The sequence below is a fragment of the Rhodanobacter sp. B05 genome, from assembly GCF_002001085.1.
Taxonomy (GTDB): domain Bacteria; phylum Pseudomonadota; class Gammaproteobacteria; order Xanthomonadales; family Rhodanobacteraceae; genus Rhodanobacter.
This window is the reverse complement of record NZ_MUNU01000013.1, coordinates 15156-30956: the sequence shown is the minus strand read 5'-3', so window position 1 is coordinate 30956 and position 15801 is coordinate 15156. Positions and strand designations below refer to the sequence as shown.

Below are 15801 nucleotides of genomic sequence, written 5' to 3'. Positions count from 1 at the left end.
GTGTCCTCGCCGCATGGCGGCCGGGGATCTTTACATATTCCGCCTGCGCTGCCGCCGATGGCGAACCAAAAAACCGCGCTAAACTTGGCGATCATCCCCATGCCGCCATCGCCATGCAGGTTCAGGATCACGCCGAAATCGTCCACATGCTCGCCGAGTTGCGGCTGGAGCATCGCGATCTCGACGCGGCGATCGAGCAGCTGGCCCATGCGATCGGCCGCGACGAGCTGCAACTGACCCGGCTCAAGAAGCGCAAGCTCCTGCTCAAGGATCACATTGCCCGGCTCGAGAGCAAGCTGATCCCCGATCTCGATGCGTGAGCAGACGCCACCGACGCCCCCTCTCGCCCCGATCTGGCTGCAGGACCGGCATGTGCTGCTGGAACCCCTGCAACCCGATCACGCAACGGCGCTCGAGCGGGCGGCGGCGGACGGTGAACTGTGGGATCTGTGGTTCACCGGCGTACCGGCGCCGGGCCAGGCTTCCGGCTATATCGAAAAGGCGCTGCAAGGCCACGCCGAAGGCTTGATGCTGCCGTTCACCGTGCGCGAGGCAGGCAGCGGCGAGATCGTGGGAACCACCCGTTTCTACGATTTCGTGCCCGAGCTGCCGCGCATCGCCATCGGCTACACCTGGTACGCCAGGCGCTGGCAGAAAAGCCATCTCAACGTGGCGTGCAAGCGGCTGTTGCTGCAGCACGCCTTCGAATCGCTGGGCTGCGTCGCGGTGGAGTTCCACACCGACCATCGCAACCTCGATTCGCAGCGCGCGATCGAGCGCCTCGGCGCGCATCGTGACGGCGTGCTGCGCGCGCACAAGCGGCGTCCCGACAACACCATCCGCGACACCGTCTGCTATTCGATCGTGGCCAGCGAATGGCCGGACGTGAAACGCTGGCTGGCACTTCGGCTGGCGCGGCTCGTCGCGGCCGGCTCGCGATAAAAACCGTCACCTCACAGCAGGCGATTGAGCAGGCGATCCAGTCGCGTGCGGTTGAGCCGCTTCAGCTGCTTGCGCACCGCCTCCGGATACTGGCCCGGACTCTCCAGTGCACGATAGTCCGACAGCCGGGTGGCATGTTGCCGTAGTGCGGCCCATTCGGCCTGATGCTGGCCCTGCAACAGCCGCGCGGGATCGCGCAGCAGCAACGCGTTCTCCAGGTCCAGCGACCACGCCCGCGGGTTGAGGTTGTGGCCGGTGAGCACCGCCACATCGTCATCGACGAACAGGCCTTTCAGGTGATAGCTGTTGTCGCCGTCGCGCCACAGGTAGAGGTTGAGCTGGCCGGCATCGATCTGCCGCCGGTGCGTGCGCGCGAAGCGGCGCAAGTTGTTCTCGTACAGATAGGGCAGCAGCCCGATCGTGGTGAACGGTTGGCCGGGCGGGATGAAGAAATCGCTGGCGGTCTTGTCGCCGACCATGATGTCGATGCAGCAACCCCGCCGCAGCAACTGGCCCAGCACCAACCGCACCGGCCGCGGCAGATTGAAGTATGGCGTGAGCAGGATCACCCGCTCGCGGGTGCCGCGCAGCAGCGCCAGCAGCACCGCGTCCAGCGTGTTGCCGGTACGGCCGAAACCGAGCAGCGGCGTCACCGCCACCTCGCGCGGCCCCGCTGTCCCGGGCGGCACGCTGTAGGCCGCCTGTTGCAGCTGCTGGCGGAACTGGCGGATATCCGGCTGCAGGCCCCGCGCGGTTGGCGCGTTCGCCGCGTTCAGCAGCCGCACCGCGGGATTGCCGGCGATGTGGCGCTGCATGAATTCGGCCATCGACTCGGCCAGCCCCGCATGCCGCAGCAGGTGGTAACGATCGAGCCGGTAGCGCCCGTGACGCGCCAGGTAGACATCGTTGATGCTGGCACCGCTGTACAGCAACGCATCATCGATCACGAAACCTTTCAGGTGCAGCACGCCGAACAACTCGCGGTTCTGCACCGGCACGCCATGGATCGCCACGCCCTCGCCAAAACGCTGGGCATACGCACGGTACATGCCGGCATTGCCGTCGCTTTTCCGGCTTCCGATCAGGCCGCGGCGGGCACGATGCCAATCAACGAACACCGAAATCTCCAGCTCGGGCCGCCGCAGCCTGGCCGCGTACAGGGCCTCCAGTACTTCGCGGCCGGCGTCATCGTCCTGCAGGTAAAGGGTCACGATCACGATGCGTCGGGTCGCCTGCGCGATCAGCTCCAGCAAGGTCTGCCGGAATGCAACCGGATCGGGCAGGCAGGTGATTGCCTGCGCCGGAACGGCGAACGTCGGCAGCGCATCCGGTGTGCCGCGCACACGTCGCGGGAACGGCAACAATCGCCGGGCCATGCGAACCGGGGTGGTCATCAGGAATTTGCGCTCGGTCATGCCTTCCATCATCGCAAACCCTGTCGCGCGCGCCTACCGGCCTTGCCCGCTTGCCCGTACGCGCCACAGGTTGCAATGCTGCGCGTCGCCGCGTTCGCCTGCGAGTGGCGGCGCGTCGAGCAAGAGTGGCCGCTGCCGGCCCGGGGTCCGTGTGTGTCAGGCCTGGCACCGGCCTGCCAGTCCCCGCCAGTCCCTGCTGGTCGAGCCGGTATAGTCCGGGCAGTCCGTCCTCCCTGCCCGCGTGAAACCGTCCCGCATGAACTCCAATTCCTTGCGTCCGTTCTTCAGTCCCCACATGCGCATCGAGAGGCTGGACCTGTCGAGCGGGCAATGCTGCTACGTGGTGGACGACGTGCTGCTGGAACCGGAGCGGCTGGTGGCATGGGCCGATACGTGCAGGTCGGCGTTCAGGCCGGTGGACTTCAGTGCCTATCCCGGCCAGTTCGTGATGCTGCCAGCGGACCTGGATGCCGCTATCGGTGCCTGGTTCACGCAGTACATGCGGCCACTGTTCGATGCCCGCCGCCTGATCAGGATGCATGTGCGCCTGTCGATGGTGACCCTGCCGCCGGCGGCGTTGCGTCCGGCGCAATGGCTCTGCCACAGCGATCACTTCGGGCTCGAGCCCGCGCAGAGCATCCAGGCGTCGGTACTCTACCTGTTCAAGGACCCGGGGCTGGGTGGCACCGGATTTTATGAGCCCGCTCGCCCGGCAGCCGAGATGAGGAACCTGTTCGGCGACGCCATCCAGCTTTCCGCCGACGCCTTCACCGAACGCCATGGAATCGAGGCCGGATACATGCTCGACTCCAACCGCTACTTCAACCGCATCGGCGGGGTCGCGGCGCGCTGGAACCGGATGGTGTTCTACGACGGCACCCTCCTGCACTCGGGTGACATCGTGGCTCCGGAAAAGCTCAACAACGATCCGCTGAGTGGCCGCCTGACCCTCAACGGCTTTTATACCTGCCGCAGGCGTGCGAGCTGAAGCGGGCTGCGCCGCCTTGCACCGGAAAGTTCAATCGCCAGCCTTTCGCCACCATCAGCCGCGACGAGAGGCCAGCGACTCCGGGCGCCCATCCATCGAGAGCTAAGGGCGTGGTTGGGTGAAGTGCCCAGGCGTTTGATGCGAACGCAGCAGTCCTCAGCCACCCTTGATCGGAAACGTCTGCACAGCGCCGCCCGCCGAGTGCGCCGCCGCAGGGCGGCCCGTCGACTTCAATCCGCCTGCACCACACTGGTAAGCCCCCCAGGGCTGCGAGCCGTTGCTGGGTTCGGCCAGAGGCTTGATGGTGTCGGCGTGCATTTCGGCGGCCTGGTTGCGCGCCAGCACTTCGAGTTCGTCGCGCACCGTGATGTTGTTGCGGTCGACCGGGCCCACGTGGTCCATCACCGACACGGTGACCTTGCCCAGCTCGCGACAACCGGAAACGTCGCCGTTCCAGGCGGTGCGTACGTTCTTCGCGGCGGGATCCATGGTGATGCCCCAGCTGCAGGCACTCAGCAGCACGGGGATTAGCAACAACAGGGTCTTGCGCATGAGGAGCTCCGCGACGATGGCTGGAATGTAAAGAGACCGGGCCGTTGCCGACCCGGCCTCCATCCTAACGCGGGGATGCCGCGGCGTCCCCGAATGGATCCGAAACGCGCGGTGACGGAGCGTGCCCGCCACCGCGCCCGTGACTTACTTCACCGCCTTCGCGGACGAGGCCTTCGATGCCGGGTCGGCAACCGGCTTGCCATCGGCATCGAGCACCTGCACCTCGCCGAGTTTCAACGCGCGGATCGGTGCCTCGATCTTGGCCAGGTCGCCGACGATCACCCAGGTCAGCCCGTTCGGATGGATGATCTCCTTCGCGGCCGCTTCCACCGAGGCATCGCTCTGACCCTCGATGCGCGACTTCAGGGTCTGCACGTAATCGTCCGGACGGTGGTACAGGGCGATGCCCTGCATCGCGCCCATCACCGCCGACGTGGTCTGGTACTCGCCCGGCATGCTGCGTACGTCGCCCAGCTTGACCTTGCTGATCTCCTGGTCGGTCAGCGGCTTGTCGCCGATGATGCCGTTCGCTTCCTTGAGCATCTCGCCGATGGAAGGCGCGGTCTTGTCGGTCTGCACCGGCGCATAGAGCATGAAGGGACGCTGCCCGATCGCGTTCTGCAGGAAGCTGAAGGCGCCGTAGGCCCAATGCTTGTCCTCGCGCAGGTTCATGTTGAGACGCGAAGTGAAGGTGCCGCCGAAGGCGCCGTTCATGGTCTGGATCTGCAGGTTGTTCGGCGCCTCGGTCGACGGCGCCAGGCTGCCGGCGAGGATCAGGCTCTGCTGCGCCCCCGGGCGATCGACCAGGTACACGCGCACCTGCTTCGGCGGCGCCACCTTGCCGATGTTCTTGTGCGGCACCTTGCTGGACGGCGCCTTCCAGTTGCCGAACACCGCATTCAATTGCGGGATGATCTGGTCCAGCGTGGTGTCGCCGGCGACCAGGATCTGCATGTTGTCCGGCCGGGTGTAGTCGGTCATGAACTGCTGCATGTCGGTGGCGGACAAGGCCTTGATCGAGTCCTCCGTACCCGAGCCGGTGAACGGTATCGCATACGCGTGTCCCTTGCCGTACAGCAGCGGCGGCAGGGTGCGCAGGGCGATCCCGGTGGGCTGGCTCTTTTCCTGCGCGATGCGCGCCAGCCACTGGCCGCGCAGACGGCCAATGTCGGCGTCGCGGAAGGCGGGGTTGCGCACGATGTCGGCGAACAGGTCGAGCGAGGGCTTGAGCTGGTCGTCGAGTGCATTGAGCGAAGCGTTGCAGTAATCCAGCCCGCAGCCGGACGCGATCAACGCGCCGAGGCGCTGCTTGCGCTTGGCGATCTCGACCGAATCCAGATCCTTGCTGCCTTCGTCGAGCATGGCCATGCTGAAACTGGAGGTGCCCAGCTTGCGGCCCTGGTCGGCCGCATAGCCGGCGTCGAACAGCAACTGCAGTTGCACCGCCGGCACGGTGTGGCGCTCGGCCAGGATCACCTCGACGCCGTTGTCCAGCTTGCCGCGCTGCAGAGCCGGGAAGCTGAGGTCCGGGAAACTGCCGACCTGCGGCACGCCCTTGCTGCGATCGACGTCGCTGCTCACCGTCTTGAAATCGCCCTTGGGCGAGAGCACCGGCGCGGGTGCGCCCGGCGCGGCAGCGCGACCGGCCAGCGTGGCCATGTCGGTCGACTCGACCTTGCCCGGCACCACGGTCAGGGTGTAGTCGCCCTTCGCGATCCACTTGTTAGCCGCCGCCTTGACGCTGTCCGGCGTGGCCGCCATCAGCTCCTTGAAGTCTTTCAGGTACTGGCCCGGATCGCCGTGGTAGAGCTGGCCCTGGGCCAGGATCGAGGCCTGCGTGTTGACCCGCTCCAACCCGCGCACGAACGATGCGCGCGTCTCGGTCTTCACCCGCGCCAGCTCGTCGGCGGTGGGTCCGTCCTTCAGGAATTTCCGCCATTCGTCGGCGACCGCCGCCTCGACCCTGGCCGGATCGACGCCCTTCTTCACATCGACCTGCAATTCGAACATGCTGGCCAGCACGTGCTGCTCGACGTCGACCGAGACGTCGTCGGCCAGCTTGTCCTGGTAGACCAGCCGCTGGTACAGCCGCGAGGTCTTGCTGCCGCCCAGCACCGCGGCGGCGAGTTCCAGCTGGTTTTCGTCGCTGTTGCCGCGACCGGGCACATTCCATTCGCGATAGATGCGCGTCTGCGCCACGTTGTCGGTCAGCGTGCCGCTGGTCGAACTGGTGCGCGCGGCGATCCACGGCTGCGGCCGCGGCACCTGCGGGCCGGCGGCGATGTCGCCGAAGTACTTCAGCATCTTTTCCTTCGCCACCGCCGGGGTGATGTCGCCGGCCAGCACCACCACGGTGTTGGCGGCGCCGTAGTAATCGCGGAACCACTGCTTCACGTCGGCCAGCGAGGCGGCGTTCAAGTCCGCCATCGAGCCGATGGTGTCGTGGTGATAGGGATGGTTGCCGGGGAAGGCCTCGGCCTGGATCATCTCGCCGGCGCGACCGTACGGCTGGTTCTCGCCCTGCCTTTTCTCGTTCTGCACCACGCCGCGCTGTTCGTCGAGCTGGGGCATCCCGATCGCGCCGAGCAGATGGCCCATGCGGTCGGACTCCATCCACAACGCCATGTCCAGCGCGGTGGTCGGCACGGTCTCGAAATAGTTGGTGCGATCCAGCCAGGTGGTGCCGTTCTGGTCGGTGGAGCCGGCCAGCTCGAACGGCTTGAAATACTCGTCCTTGTGGTTTTCCGAACCCTGGAACATCAGGTGCTCGAACAGGTGCGCGAAACCGGTCTTGCCCTTCGGCTCGTATGACGAACCGACGTGATACCACACGCTCACCGCCACCACCGGCGCCTTGTGGTCCTCGTGCACCACCACGGTCAGGCCGTTCGGCAGGGTGAAGCGGCTGTAAGCCAGCTCGGGGATCTGCTGGGTCGCCGCCGCGCTGGCGCTGGCGGTGGGCACATCGGGGGCGGCGAGCGCCAGCGGTGCCGCGGCGCCAAAGGCGAGCAGGGCGGTGATGAGCAGGGCGAGTGGCTTCTTTGTCACGGTGAACCTCCTGTTGCACGGATGAGTCCACGCAGGCTACCGGCGTCGGAGCAGCATCGCAAATCCTTGCGATCGGTCTCATCGGCAAGCACACAGCCGATTGTGCCGGCGTCGCGTCCGACCGTCCGCTGCTGGACGGACAACTGTCCGCGGACAGCCACCCGCGCACCATCACTCCATGAAAAATTCCAGTCATTTCAATCGAATGAATGAAAAATGCGGCTTGGCACGGCGATTGCTCTGAGGTACCGCACAGGACTATTCACCCACTTGCAGGAGAGATCCCCATGAAATTCGAAAGCCTGATGCTGCGTTGCCTGTTCCTCGCCTGCCTGGCGGTTTGCGGCCTGATCTTCGGCGCCATGGTGACGGCTGTGCCGTCGCCCGGCGGCACGCAGCTGGTGGCGGCCAGCCACATCGGTGCGATCCTTCTGGCCGCACCGAGCACCTGTGCGCTGCCGCCCGACGGCGTGGTCTGCCCGCGCATCGCCGGCTGAGGAAGCGACACGCCCCGGGACACGACCCAAGGCGCGACACGCGATAATGGCGGGATGCTCCATGTCATCCTGTTCCGCCCCGAGATCCCGCCCAATACCGGCAACGTGATTCGCCTGTGCGCGAACACCGGCGCCGCGTTGCACCTGGTCCGCCCGCTCGGCTTCGAGCTCGACGATGCGCGATTGCGGCGGGCCGGTCTGGACTACCACGAATACGCCCGTATCGCGGTGCATGACGACCTCGCCGCCTGCCTCGATGCGATCGGCGCGGCGCGCGTTTTCGCGTTCACCACGCGCGGCCGTGTCGCCCATGTCGACGCCCGCTTCGCCGACGGCGATGCCCTGCTGTTCGGTTGCGAAACCGCCGGCCTGCCCGCCGAGGTGCTCGACCGCCTCCCCGCCGCGCAGCGCCTGCGCCTGCCGATGCAGCCGGACAGCCGCAGCCTGAACCTGTCGAACACGGTGGCCGTGGCGGTGTACGAAGCCTGGCGCCAGCTCGGATTCGCCGGCGCAGCGAACGTTTGAGTCCGGCCCACGGCTACAATGGCGCGATGAACGCCGCCACTCCCAACGCCTGGATGCCGCAACCGTTGCGCAAGCTGGCCGGCCGCGCGCTGGAAAGCGCGCTCAACCACACGCTGGCGCTGGATCCGGACACCCGGCAGAAACTGGCGATGCTGGACGGCCGCCGCGTGCAGTTGCACCTGCGCGGGCCGGAAATCGCGCTCGCGGTGACTGTCGCCGATGGCCGGCTGCAGGTCGGGCCCCCCGACGACGACAGCCAGCTGAAAGTGGCGGCCACGCCGGGCAGCCTGCTGGCGATGGTGTTCCGCCGCGACGAAGACGGCATCGCACCGGGCAAGGTGGAGATCGCCGGCGATGCCGAGCTGGCGCGCCGACTGGAAAAGCTGGCGAGCAAATTCGCCCCGGACTTCGAAGAGGCCTTCGCACGCACCTTCGGCGATGTGCTCGGCGTGCCGCTGGCCAGGGCCGTGCGCAAGGGTCTGGCGCACGCCCGCGAATCCGCCGCGCATCTCACCGAGGACGGTGCCGACTGGCTGCGCGACGAGGCGCGTATCGTGCTGGCGCCGGGTGAGGTCGAGACCTTTCTCGACGATGTGGACACCTTGCGCGAACGCGGCGAACGGCTGGAGTCGCGCGTGCAACGGCTGACCCGACGCCTTCGGGGCGACGCCGCGTGACCCCGCTGAAGGTGGTGCCGCGCCTGCTGCGGGTGGCCTCGGTGTTGCTGGCCTGGCGGCTGGACGAGCTGGTCGACGCCGCGCATCTGTACCGGCCCCTGAAATTGCTGCGACCGCTGCTGGCCCGACCACGCGCCAACGTGGCTGCCTTGTCGCGCGGCGAACGGCTGCGGATGGCGTTGACCGAACTGGGCCCGATCTTCGTCAAGGCCGGCCAGGTGCTGTCGACCCGGCGCGACCTGATCCCCGCCGATATCGCCGACGAACTGTCGCTGCTGCAGGATCAGGTGGCACCGTTCCTCGGCAGCGCGGCGCGCGCCATCGTCGAGCAGCAATTGAACGCGTCGACCGACCAGCTCTACGCCAGCTTCGACGAAACCCCGCTGGCCTCGGCCTCGATCGCCCAGGTGCACGCCGCCACCTTGCGCGACGGTCGCGAGGTGGTGGTGAAGGTGCTGCGCCCCGGCATCGACGTGCAGATCGCCCGCGACGTGAAGCTGCTGCGCTCGCTGGGCGAACTGGCCCAGCGCTGGCATCCGAACGCGGACAAGATCCGCCCGCTCGACGTGGTGGCCGAAGTCGAGAAGATGCTGGAGAACGAGCTCGACCTGCAGCGCGAGGGTGCCAGCGCCAGCCTGCTCAAACGCAACTTCGCCAGCGGCGTGGACCTGTACGTGCCGGCGGTGCATTGGGAGCTCACCAGCGCACGCGTACTCACGCTGGAGCGTGTGCACGGCATCAGCAGCGACGACATCGCCGCGATCGACGCCGCCGGACTTGACCGCAAGGCGCTCGCCGCCAAGGGCGTGCGGGTGTTCTACGAGCAGGTATTCCGCGACAACTTCTTCCACGCCGATGCGCATCCGGGCAACATCTGGGTCGACCCCACGCGCGTCGATGAACCGCGTTTCATCGCGCTGGACTTCGGCATCATGGGTTCGCTGCCCGAAGCCGACCAGTACTGGTTGGCGCAGAACTTCATCGCCTTGTTCGAGCGCGACTACGCGCGTATCGCGCAGCTGCACGTCGCCGCCGGCTGGATGCCCTCCAATGTGCGGCTGGATGAACTGGAAGCCGCGGTGCGCACCGTGTGCGAGCCGTATTTCACGCGCCCGCTGTCGCAGATCTCGCTGGCCGAGCTGGTGGTGAAACTGTTCCAGACCGCGCGCCGCTTCGAGCTGACCCTGCAGCCGCAGCTGATCCTGCTGCAGAAAACCCTGCTCAACATCGAGGGCGTCGGGCGCATGCTCGACCCGGAGATCGACATCTGGGCAGTGGCGCACCCGGTGCTCAAGCGCATCCTGCGCGAACGCTACAGCCCGCTGCGTACCTTGCGCGACATCCGCAAGCGGCTGCCCGAGTGGCTGCGCCATGCACCGGAGTTCCCCGAACTGGTGCGCGATGCACTGCGCCAGGCCGGCCGCGGCGAACAGCGCCTGCTGGCCGACGCGGATGCGCTGGGCCAGCAGGCCCGGCTCACCGGTCGCGTGCTGCGGATGCTCGGCGGCGGCCTGCTCGGCGCCACCCTGATCCTCAGCGCGACCCTGCTCTGGTCGCTGGCACCGCAACACGGCGTCTGGCCACCGCTGCTGCTCGGTGCGGCCGGCCTGCTCGCCTTCGCGTTCGGCAGTTCGCGCCAGCGTTGACCCGCGTGTCGTCGCCCGCGAACGGGCTCGCAGATGGATCGGATGACCCAGCCCATGCTCGATATCCTCTACCAGGATGACGCCCTGATCGCGGTGAACAAGCCCGCGAACCTTGCCGTGCACCGCTCGAAGATGGTCGGCAATGCGGAGGAATTCCTGATCGACCTGCTGCGCGAGCAGATCGGCGACAACGTGTATCTCGCGCACCGGCTCGATCGCGCCACCAGCGGCGTGCTGCTGGTGGCGCGCAGCAAGGAAGTGGCTGCGTTGCTGGGTGAGCAGTTCATGGGCCGCACCGTGCACAAGCAATACCTGGTGGTGGTGCGCGGCTGGCCGGAACCGGCCGAAGGCGTGATCGACTACGCCTTGCCCGGCTCGCGCGAAACCGGCCCGCGCCGCGAGGCACGCACTCGTTACCGGCAACTGGACTCGATCGAGGTGCCGATCGAACTCGGCCGCTATCCACAACAGCGCTATGCCCTGCTGCTGGCCGAACCGGAGAGCGGCCGCTTCCGCCAGATCCGCAAGCACCTGGCGCACATCCACCATCCGGTGATCGGCGATTGCCAGCACGGCCGGGGCGATCACAACCGGCTGTACAAGCAGCATTTCGGCTGCCACCGCATGCTGCTGCACGCGTGGCGGGTGAGCTTTGCCCACCCGCTGAGTGGCGCGTCGATGACGCTCGAGGCGCCGCTGGACGCTGCATATGCCGAGTTGCTTGATCGCTTCGGCTGGACGGTGAAGGCGAAGAGCGAGGAGTGAGTGGAGAGGAGTGAGAAGTGAGGGAAGGCAGGAGCTTGGCGCGCTTTGGCTGTTCTCTCACTTCTCACTTCTCGCTTCATCACTCACTCCTCAGCTCCTCTACACTTCCCCCATGTTGATCGTCAGCCGCGCCATCCACCTGCCGGAGTCCGAACTGGTCGAGCGCTTCCTGCGCGCGGACGGCCCGGGCGGGCAGCATGTCAACCGCACCGAGAGCGCGGTGGAGCTGCGTTTCGACGTAGCCCATTCACCGTCCCTGCCCGATGATGTTCGCGCGCGGCTGCTGGCGCGTCGCGATCGCCGGCTGACCGGAGAAGGCACACTGGTGATCCAGGCCCGCCGTTTCCGCGATCAGGCACGCAACCGGGACGATGCGCGGGAGCGCCTGGTCGAGATCATCCATGGCGCGCTGGAGGCACCGAAGAAACGCGTGGCCACCCGGCCGACCCGCGCCTCGAAGGAGCGGCGACTGGTCGCAAAGCAGCAGCGCGGCAGGATCAAACAGGGCCGCTCGCGCAAGCCGGATATCGAATGAGCCGCCGTCTGTTCGCACCGGCGCAACTGCCACCGCAGATGCCCAGGCTGCGTGACGGCTGGCAGCGCCGCGCCTGTCGCGGCGTATTGCGCATGGCCGGCTGGAGCCTGGTCGGCGACTTTCCCGACGTGCCTCGGCTGGTGCTCCTCGCGGCACCGCACTCGTCCTGGTGGGACGGCGTCTGGGGTCTGTTGATCAAGGTGGCGGTCGGCGCCGACGTGCATTTCATGGGCAAGCAGGAACTGTTCCGCTGGCCGCTGGGCGGTCTGCTGCGCCGACTCGGCGGCATGGCGATCGACCGCAGCGCCGCCAAGGGCGTGGTCGAGCAGATGATCGACCAGTTCCGCAAGCGCGATGGGCTCTGGCTGGGCATCGCCCCGGAGGGCACGCGCAAGCCGGTGAAGCGCTGGAAGAGCGGCTTCTGGCATATCGCCCACGACGCCGGCGTGCCGATCTTCCCGGTCGCGTTCCACTATCCCGACAAGACGATCCATCTCGGCCCGTTGTTCGACACCAGCGCCGACATGGACGCGGACATCGCGCGCCTGCGTGCGTGGTATGCGCCGTTCAAGGGCAAACATCGCAACGTGGATTAGATTAGGCTGCTCACGGCATCGCATGTTGCGCAGGCAGGTAATGTTCATGAAAAACATGTTGCTGGTTCTCTTGATGCTGCTGGTTACGCCGGCCTGCATGGCCGCGCAGGAATGGACGAGAGTCGGACCTCCGATAACCGCTGCGCTGGACGTCGACGCGCGGGGCCATGTCGTGCATGCGCAAGTTGTCGGCAGGGATGTCTTGCCGCAGTTGCAACAGTTGACCGAGCAAACCACCCAGCACTGGCGATTCGTGCCGGCAACGGTAGGCGGCAAGCCTGCACCGGCGCGCACCTATGCCTTGTTCCATGTGCAGATGCAGACGGTTGATGGCGATCAACAATTGCGTCTGCACTACATCTGGCATGGTCCGGGCACGATCTCGCTGCAGTCACCCGCATATCCAACGGAAATGCAGAGGCAGCTGGTTCAGGCAACCGTCGTCGTGGCATTGGACGTCAACGGCGATGGCCGTGTGTCGAATGTTCACGTCGTCACCGCCAAGACCAGCGGGGGCACAAGAGGCAGTGCTTTCTACAAAGCATCGATCGATGCCGTCGAGAAAGGGAAATATTTGCCGGAACTGGTCGATGGACGGCCCGTGGTCACCCATATGCGCGTGCCATTCACCTTTTCCCTGGACAACTACGATCTGAGTGATCTGCGTCACGCACTGGACGCACCTCACGACAAAGCGGCCAAGGGCAGCATCGACATTACTCACTTCGCCGACGTGCCGGTCGTACTCGACAGTCCTTTGCGGCTGGTGTCCACCTCACCCTAGCCACCCAACGCTTGCATCGTCCGTGTCAACCCCGGATATTCGGCCTTCAGCGCCCCGAATGTCCCGGCTCGTCGTAGTCCCGTGTCAGCAACCCCGGCCGGATCAGGTCGATGAAGGCGCGCGCCTCGGCGCTGAGGAACTTGCCCTTGCGCATCACCACGCCATAGCTGCGCTGGGGAAAGAACTGCTTCATGTTGCGCACGGCCAGGCGCGCATGATCGGCTTCGGTGATGCAGATGCCGGTGACGATGGAGATGCCCATGCCCATCGCCACGTATTCCTTGATCACGTCCCAGCCGCCGACTTCGATCGCCACGTGGTACGGCACCTGGCGTTGCTGGAAGACCAGGTCCACCAGCCGGTAGGTGGACAACCGCTGCGGCGGCAGGATCAGGCCGTACGGTGAGAGATCCTCCGGCGTGATCCTGTCCTGCGCGGCCAGCGGATGGTCGAGCGGCATGATCAGCATCGGATCGTAGTGGTGCACCGGCGCCCAGGCGATGTCGTTGGGCACGTCCAGCATCGAGCCGACTGCGAAGTCCGCCTCGTCCGCGCGCAACAGGGCCATGCCGTCCTTGCCGGTGACGTTGGCCAGTTGCAGTTGCACCGCGGGAAAGCGTTCGCGGTAGCGACGCACCAGCTCCGGCAGCAGGTACTGGATGGTCGAGGTGCCGGCAGCGACGACCAGGCGGCCGGCCTGCAGGCCCTTCACCTTCGCCTGGAAATCGCGATCCAGCGTTTCCCAGCCCTCGACCAGCGGCCGCGCCAGTTCGTACAGCGCCTCGCCCGCGTCGGTGAGATTGATGCGACGACGGCGGCGATCCACCAGGGTCACGCCCAGCTCGCGCTCCAGCGCCTGCAACTGCAGGCTGATCGTGGGCTGCGACAGATAGAGCGCCTCGGCAGCACGGGTCAGCGTGCCCAGCTTCACCACGCTGACAAACGCGCGCAACTGCTTGTGACGGTTGCCCTTGTAGTAGTAGCGACCGCCGCCTTCGGCAGCCGACCCGCGACCGGCACGCTTTTTTGCTGCGGTGCGGCGCGTTTTTTTTGGCCGATTTGGTGCCCCGTCATCCACTTTCATCGTTTCATTTCAGCGTATTGAGTTTGATATTGAATATGCTCATATTACTGATTGAAACATTCACTTTGTCAAATAGATTATTTCTGCTCTAGCTTCGAGTCATCCACGACACGGAGCGAACCCATGGCAGTACCGCAGGAACGACTCGACACCGGCGCGGCCGAGATCCTGGCCGACGGCGCCGGTTACGAAGGCATCCTGACCCCGGCGGCGCTGGGCTTCCTGGCCCAGTTGCACCGTCGTTTCGAGGCCACGCGGCAGTGCCTGCTGCAGGCCCGGCGCCAACGCCAGGCCGGCTATGACGCTGGCGGCCTGCCGGATTTCCGTGCCGACACCGCGGCGATCCGCGCCTCGGACTGGACGGTGGCGCCAATTCCCGTCGCGCTGCGTGATCGTCGCGTCGAGATCACCGGCCCGGTCGAGCGCAAGATGATCATCAACGCGCTGAACTCCGGCGCCAAGGTGTTCATGGCCGACTTCGAGGACTCCTCCTCGCCGACCTTCGCCAACCAGCTCGACGGCCAGGTCAACCTGCGCGACGCGGTCAACGGCAGCATCGAGTTCCGCTCGCCCGAAGGCAGGAGCTATCGCGTCGGCGACAACCCCGCCGTGCTGGTGGTGCGCCCGCGCGGCTGGCATCTGCACGACCGCTTCTTTCATGTGGACGGCACCCCGATTTCCGGCGCGCTGGTGGATTTCGGCCTGTTCGTGTTCCACAACGCGCGCGCCCTGCAGCGTCGCGATCGAGGCCCGTATTTCTACCTGCCCAAGCTGGAGGCGATGGAAGAGGCCGCGTTGTGGGAAGAGGTGATGAGCGCCGCCGAGGATGAGCTGCAGCTGCCAGTCGGCACGATGAAGGCCACCGTGCTGATCGAGACGCTGCCGGCGGCGTTCCAGATGGACGAGATCCTGCACGCGCTGCGTCGGCGCATCGTCGGCCTCAACTGCGGCCGCTGGGACTACATCTTTTCCTACCTGAAAACGCTGCGAGGTCACCGCGACCGCCTGCTGCCGGAGCGCGGCCAGGTCGGCATGACGGTGCCGTTCCTGAAAGGCTATTCCGAACTGCTGATCAAGACCTGCCATCGCCGCGGCGCCTTCGCGATGGGTGGCATGGCCGCGCAAATCCCGATCAAGGGCGACGAAGCGGCGAACCAGGCGGCACTGGACAAGGTGCGCGCGGACAAGCTGCGCGAAGTGCAGGCCGGCCACGACGGCACCTGGGTCGCCCACCCGGCGCTGGTGCCGGTGGCACAGGAGATCTTCGACAAGTACATGCCCACACCGAACCAGCTGGGCAAGCTGCGCGAGGACGTCCAGGTGAGCCGCGAGCAATTGCTGGCCGCACCCGGCGGCACGATCAGCCGCGCCGGTTTCGACAACAACGTCGAGGTCTGCCTGCGCTATACCGCCGCCTGGCTGGACGGCCTGGGCTGCGTGCCGATCCATCACCTGATGGAAGACGCCGCCACCGCCGAGATCGCCCGCGCCCAGCTGTGGCAGTGGCTGCACCATGCCGATGTTCCGGCCGGCGGCGCCCTCGAGTTCCCCGACCACGCGCCGATCGACTTTGCCCTGTTCGACCAGGCGCTGGCCGCGCACACCCATCACCTGCGCAGCAGCCGACACCCCGGCGCCACTCGTGCCGATGCCGCCGCCGCGCTGATTTCCACGATGACCCATGCGGACCAGCTCGGCGACTTCCTCACCCTGCCCGCCTACGACCAGCTTTGACGATCATCCCTTC

Annotated in this window: 16 protein-coding genes; 12 read left to right on the top strand and 4 right to left on the bottom strand. The window is 66.4% G+C overall.

Annotated elements, in window-relative coordinates; translation table 11 throughout:
* Positions 1-113: 113 nt before the first annotated feature.
* Both B0E47_RS06515 and B0E47_RS06510 read left to right on the top strand, forming a co-directional pair.
* Complete coding sequence (locus B0E47_RS06515) at positions 114-320, top strand: DUF465 domain-containing protein (protein ID WP_077513209.1); 207 nt, start codon at positions 114-116, stop codon at positions 318-320.
* Positions 313-942 carry a GNAT family N-acetyltransferase gene (locus tag B0E47_RS06510; RefSeq protein ID WP_077513208.1) on the top strand — a complete coding sequence of 210 codons (630 nt, stop codon included), beginning with the start codon at positions 313-315 and terminating at the stop codon, positions 940-942. Before B0E47_RS06515 ends, B0E47_RS06510 begins: the two co-directional genes overlap by 8 nt.
* Positions 943-953: 11 nt before the next feature.
* Here B0E47_RS06510 and pssA read toward each other — a convergent pair whose 3' ends face one another.
* Positions 954-2357 (bottom strand): CDP-diacylglycerol--serine O-phosphatidyltransferase, encoded by a 1404-nt coding sequence (gene pssA, locus B0E47_RS06505; protein WP_077513383.1) that lies wholly within the window; start codon positions 2355-2357, stop codon positions 954-956.
* A gap of 256 nt (positions 2358-2613) precedes the next feature.
* On the opposite strand from pssA, the gene B0E47_RS06500 reads away from it, so the two are divergent.
* Positions 2614-3345 carry a DUF6445 family protein gene (locus tag B0E47_RS06500; protein WP_139351375.1) on the top strand — a complete coding sequence of 244 codons (732 nt, stop codon included), beginning with the start codon at positions 2614-2616 and terminating at the stop codon, positions 3343-3345.
* A 156-nt stretch (positions 3346-3501) separates the two neighbouring features.
* Here the strand turns inward: B0E47_RS06500 and B0E47_RS06495 are convergent, their stop codons facing one another.
* Entirely contained in the window at positions 3502-3897 is a 396-nt protein-coding gene (locus tag B0E47_RS06495) for a DUF4156 domain-containing protein (protein WP_077513206.1), read from the bottom strand.
* 144 nt (positions 3898-4041) lie between these two features.
* Entirely contained in the window at positions 4042-6945 is a 2904-nt protein-coding gene (locus B0E47_RS06490; RefSeq protein ID WP_077513205.1) for a pitrilysin family protein, read from the bottom strand.
* A 287-nt stretch (positions 6946-7232) separates the two neighbouring features.
* Here B0E47_RS06490 and B0E47_RS06485 point away from each other — a divergent pair, with 287 nt between their 5' ends.
* The 8 genes from B0E47_RS06485 (at position 7233) to B0E47_RS06450 (ending at position 12970) form a co-directional block, all read left to right on the top strand.
* Positions 7233-7442, top strand: coding sequence for a hypothetical protein (locus B0E47_RS06485; protein WP_077513204.1), 210 nt, complete (start codon positions 7233-7235; stop codon positions 7440-7442).
* 54 nt (positions 7443-7496) lie between these two features.
* On the top strand, positions 7497-7967 hold the full coding sequence (gene trmL / locus B0E47_RS06480; RefSeq protein ID WP_077513203.1) for a tRNA (uridine(34)/cytosine(34)/5-carboxymethylaminomethyluridine(34)-2'-O)-methyltransferase TrmL: 471 nt from the start codon (positions 7497-7499) through the stop codon (positions 7965-7967).
* Between the two features lie 26 nt (positions 7968-7993).
* On the top strand, positions 7994-8644 hold the full coding sequence (locus B0E47_RS06475; protein WP_077513382.1) for an SCP2 sterol-binding domain-containing protein: 651 nt from the start codon (positions 7994-7996) through the stop codon (positions 8642-8644).
* Positions 8645-8649: 5 nt separating this feature from the next.
* Entirely contained in the window at positions 8650-10290 is a 1641-nt protein-coding gene (gene ubiB / locus B0E47_RS06470; RefSeq protein ID WP_174566968.1) for a ubiquinone biosynthesis regulatory protein kinase UbiB, read from the top strand.
* Positions 10291-10344: 54 nt separating this feature from the next.
* Positions 10345-11055, top strand: a complete 711-nt coding sequence (locus B0E47_RS06465) for a pseudouridine synthase (RefSeq protein ID WP_077513381.1) — start codon at positions 10345-10347, stop codon at positions 11053-11055.
* A gap of 112 nt (positions 11056-11167) precedes the next feature.
* Entirely contained in the window at positions 11168-11590 is a 423-nt protein-coding gene (gene arfB, locus B0E47_RS06460; RefSeq protein ID WP_077513201.1) for an alternative ribosome rescue aminoacyl-tRNA hydrolase ArfB, read from the top strand.
* Positions 11587-12186 carry a 1-acyl-sn-glycerol-3-phosphate acyltransferase gene (locus B0E47_RS06455; protein WP_077513200.1) on the top strand — a complete coding sequence of 200 codons (600 nt, stop codon included), beginning with the start codon at positions 11587-11589 and terminating at the stop codon, positions 12184-12186. The genes arfB and B0E47_RS06455 overlap by 4 nt, the downstream gene beginning before the upstream one ends.
* A gap of 46 nt (positions 12187-12232) precedes the next feature.
* Positions 12233-12970 carry an energy transducer TonB gene (locus B0E47_RS06450; RefSeq protein ID WP_168171025.1) on the top strand — a complete coding sequence of 246 codons (738 nt, stop codon included), beginning with the start codon at positions 12233-12235 and terminating at the stop codon, positions 12968-12970.
* A gap of 46 nt (positions 12971-13016) precedes the next feature.
* Here B0E47_RS06450 and B0E47_RS06445 read toward each other — a convergent pair whose 3' ends face one another.
* The gene (locus B0E47_RS06445; RefSeq protein ID WP_077513198.1) at positions 13017-14054 is read right to left on the bottom strand and encodes a LysR family transcriptional regulator; all 1038 of its coding nucleotides are present in this window, start codon (positions 14052-14054) and stop codon (positions 13017-13019) included.
* A 123-nt stretch (positions 14055-14177) separates the two neighbouring features.
* Between B0E47_RS06445 and aceB the strand changes: the two genes are divergently transcribed.
* Positions 14178-15788 carry a malate synthase A gene (gene aceB / locus B0E47_RS06440; RefSeq protein ID WP_077513197.1) on the top strand — a complete coding sequence of 537 codons (1611 nt, stop codon included), beginning with the start codon at positions 14178-14180 and terminating at the stop codon, positions 15786-15788.
* Positions 15789-15801: the final 13 nt, after the last annotated feature.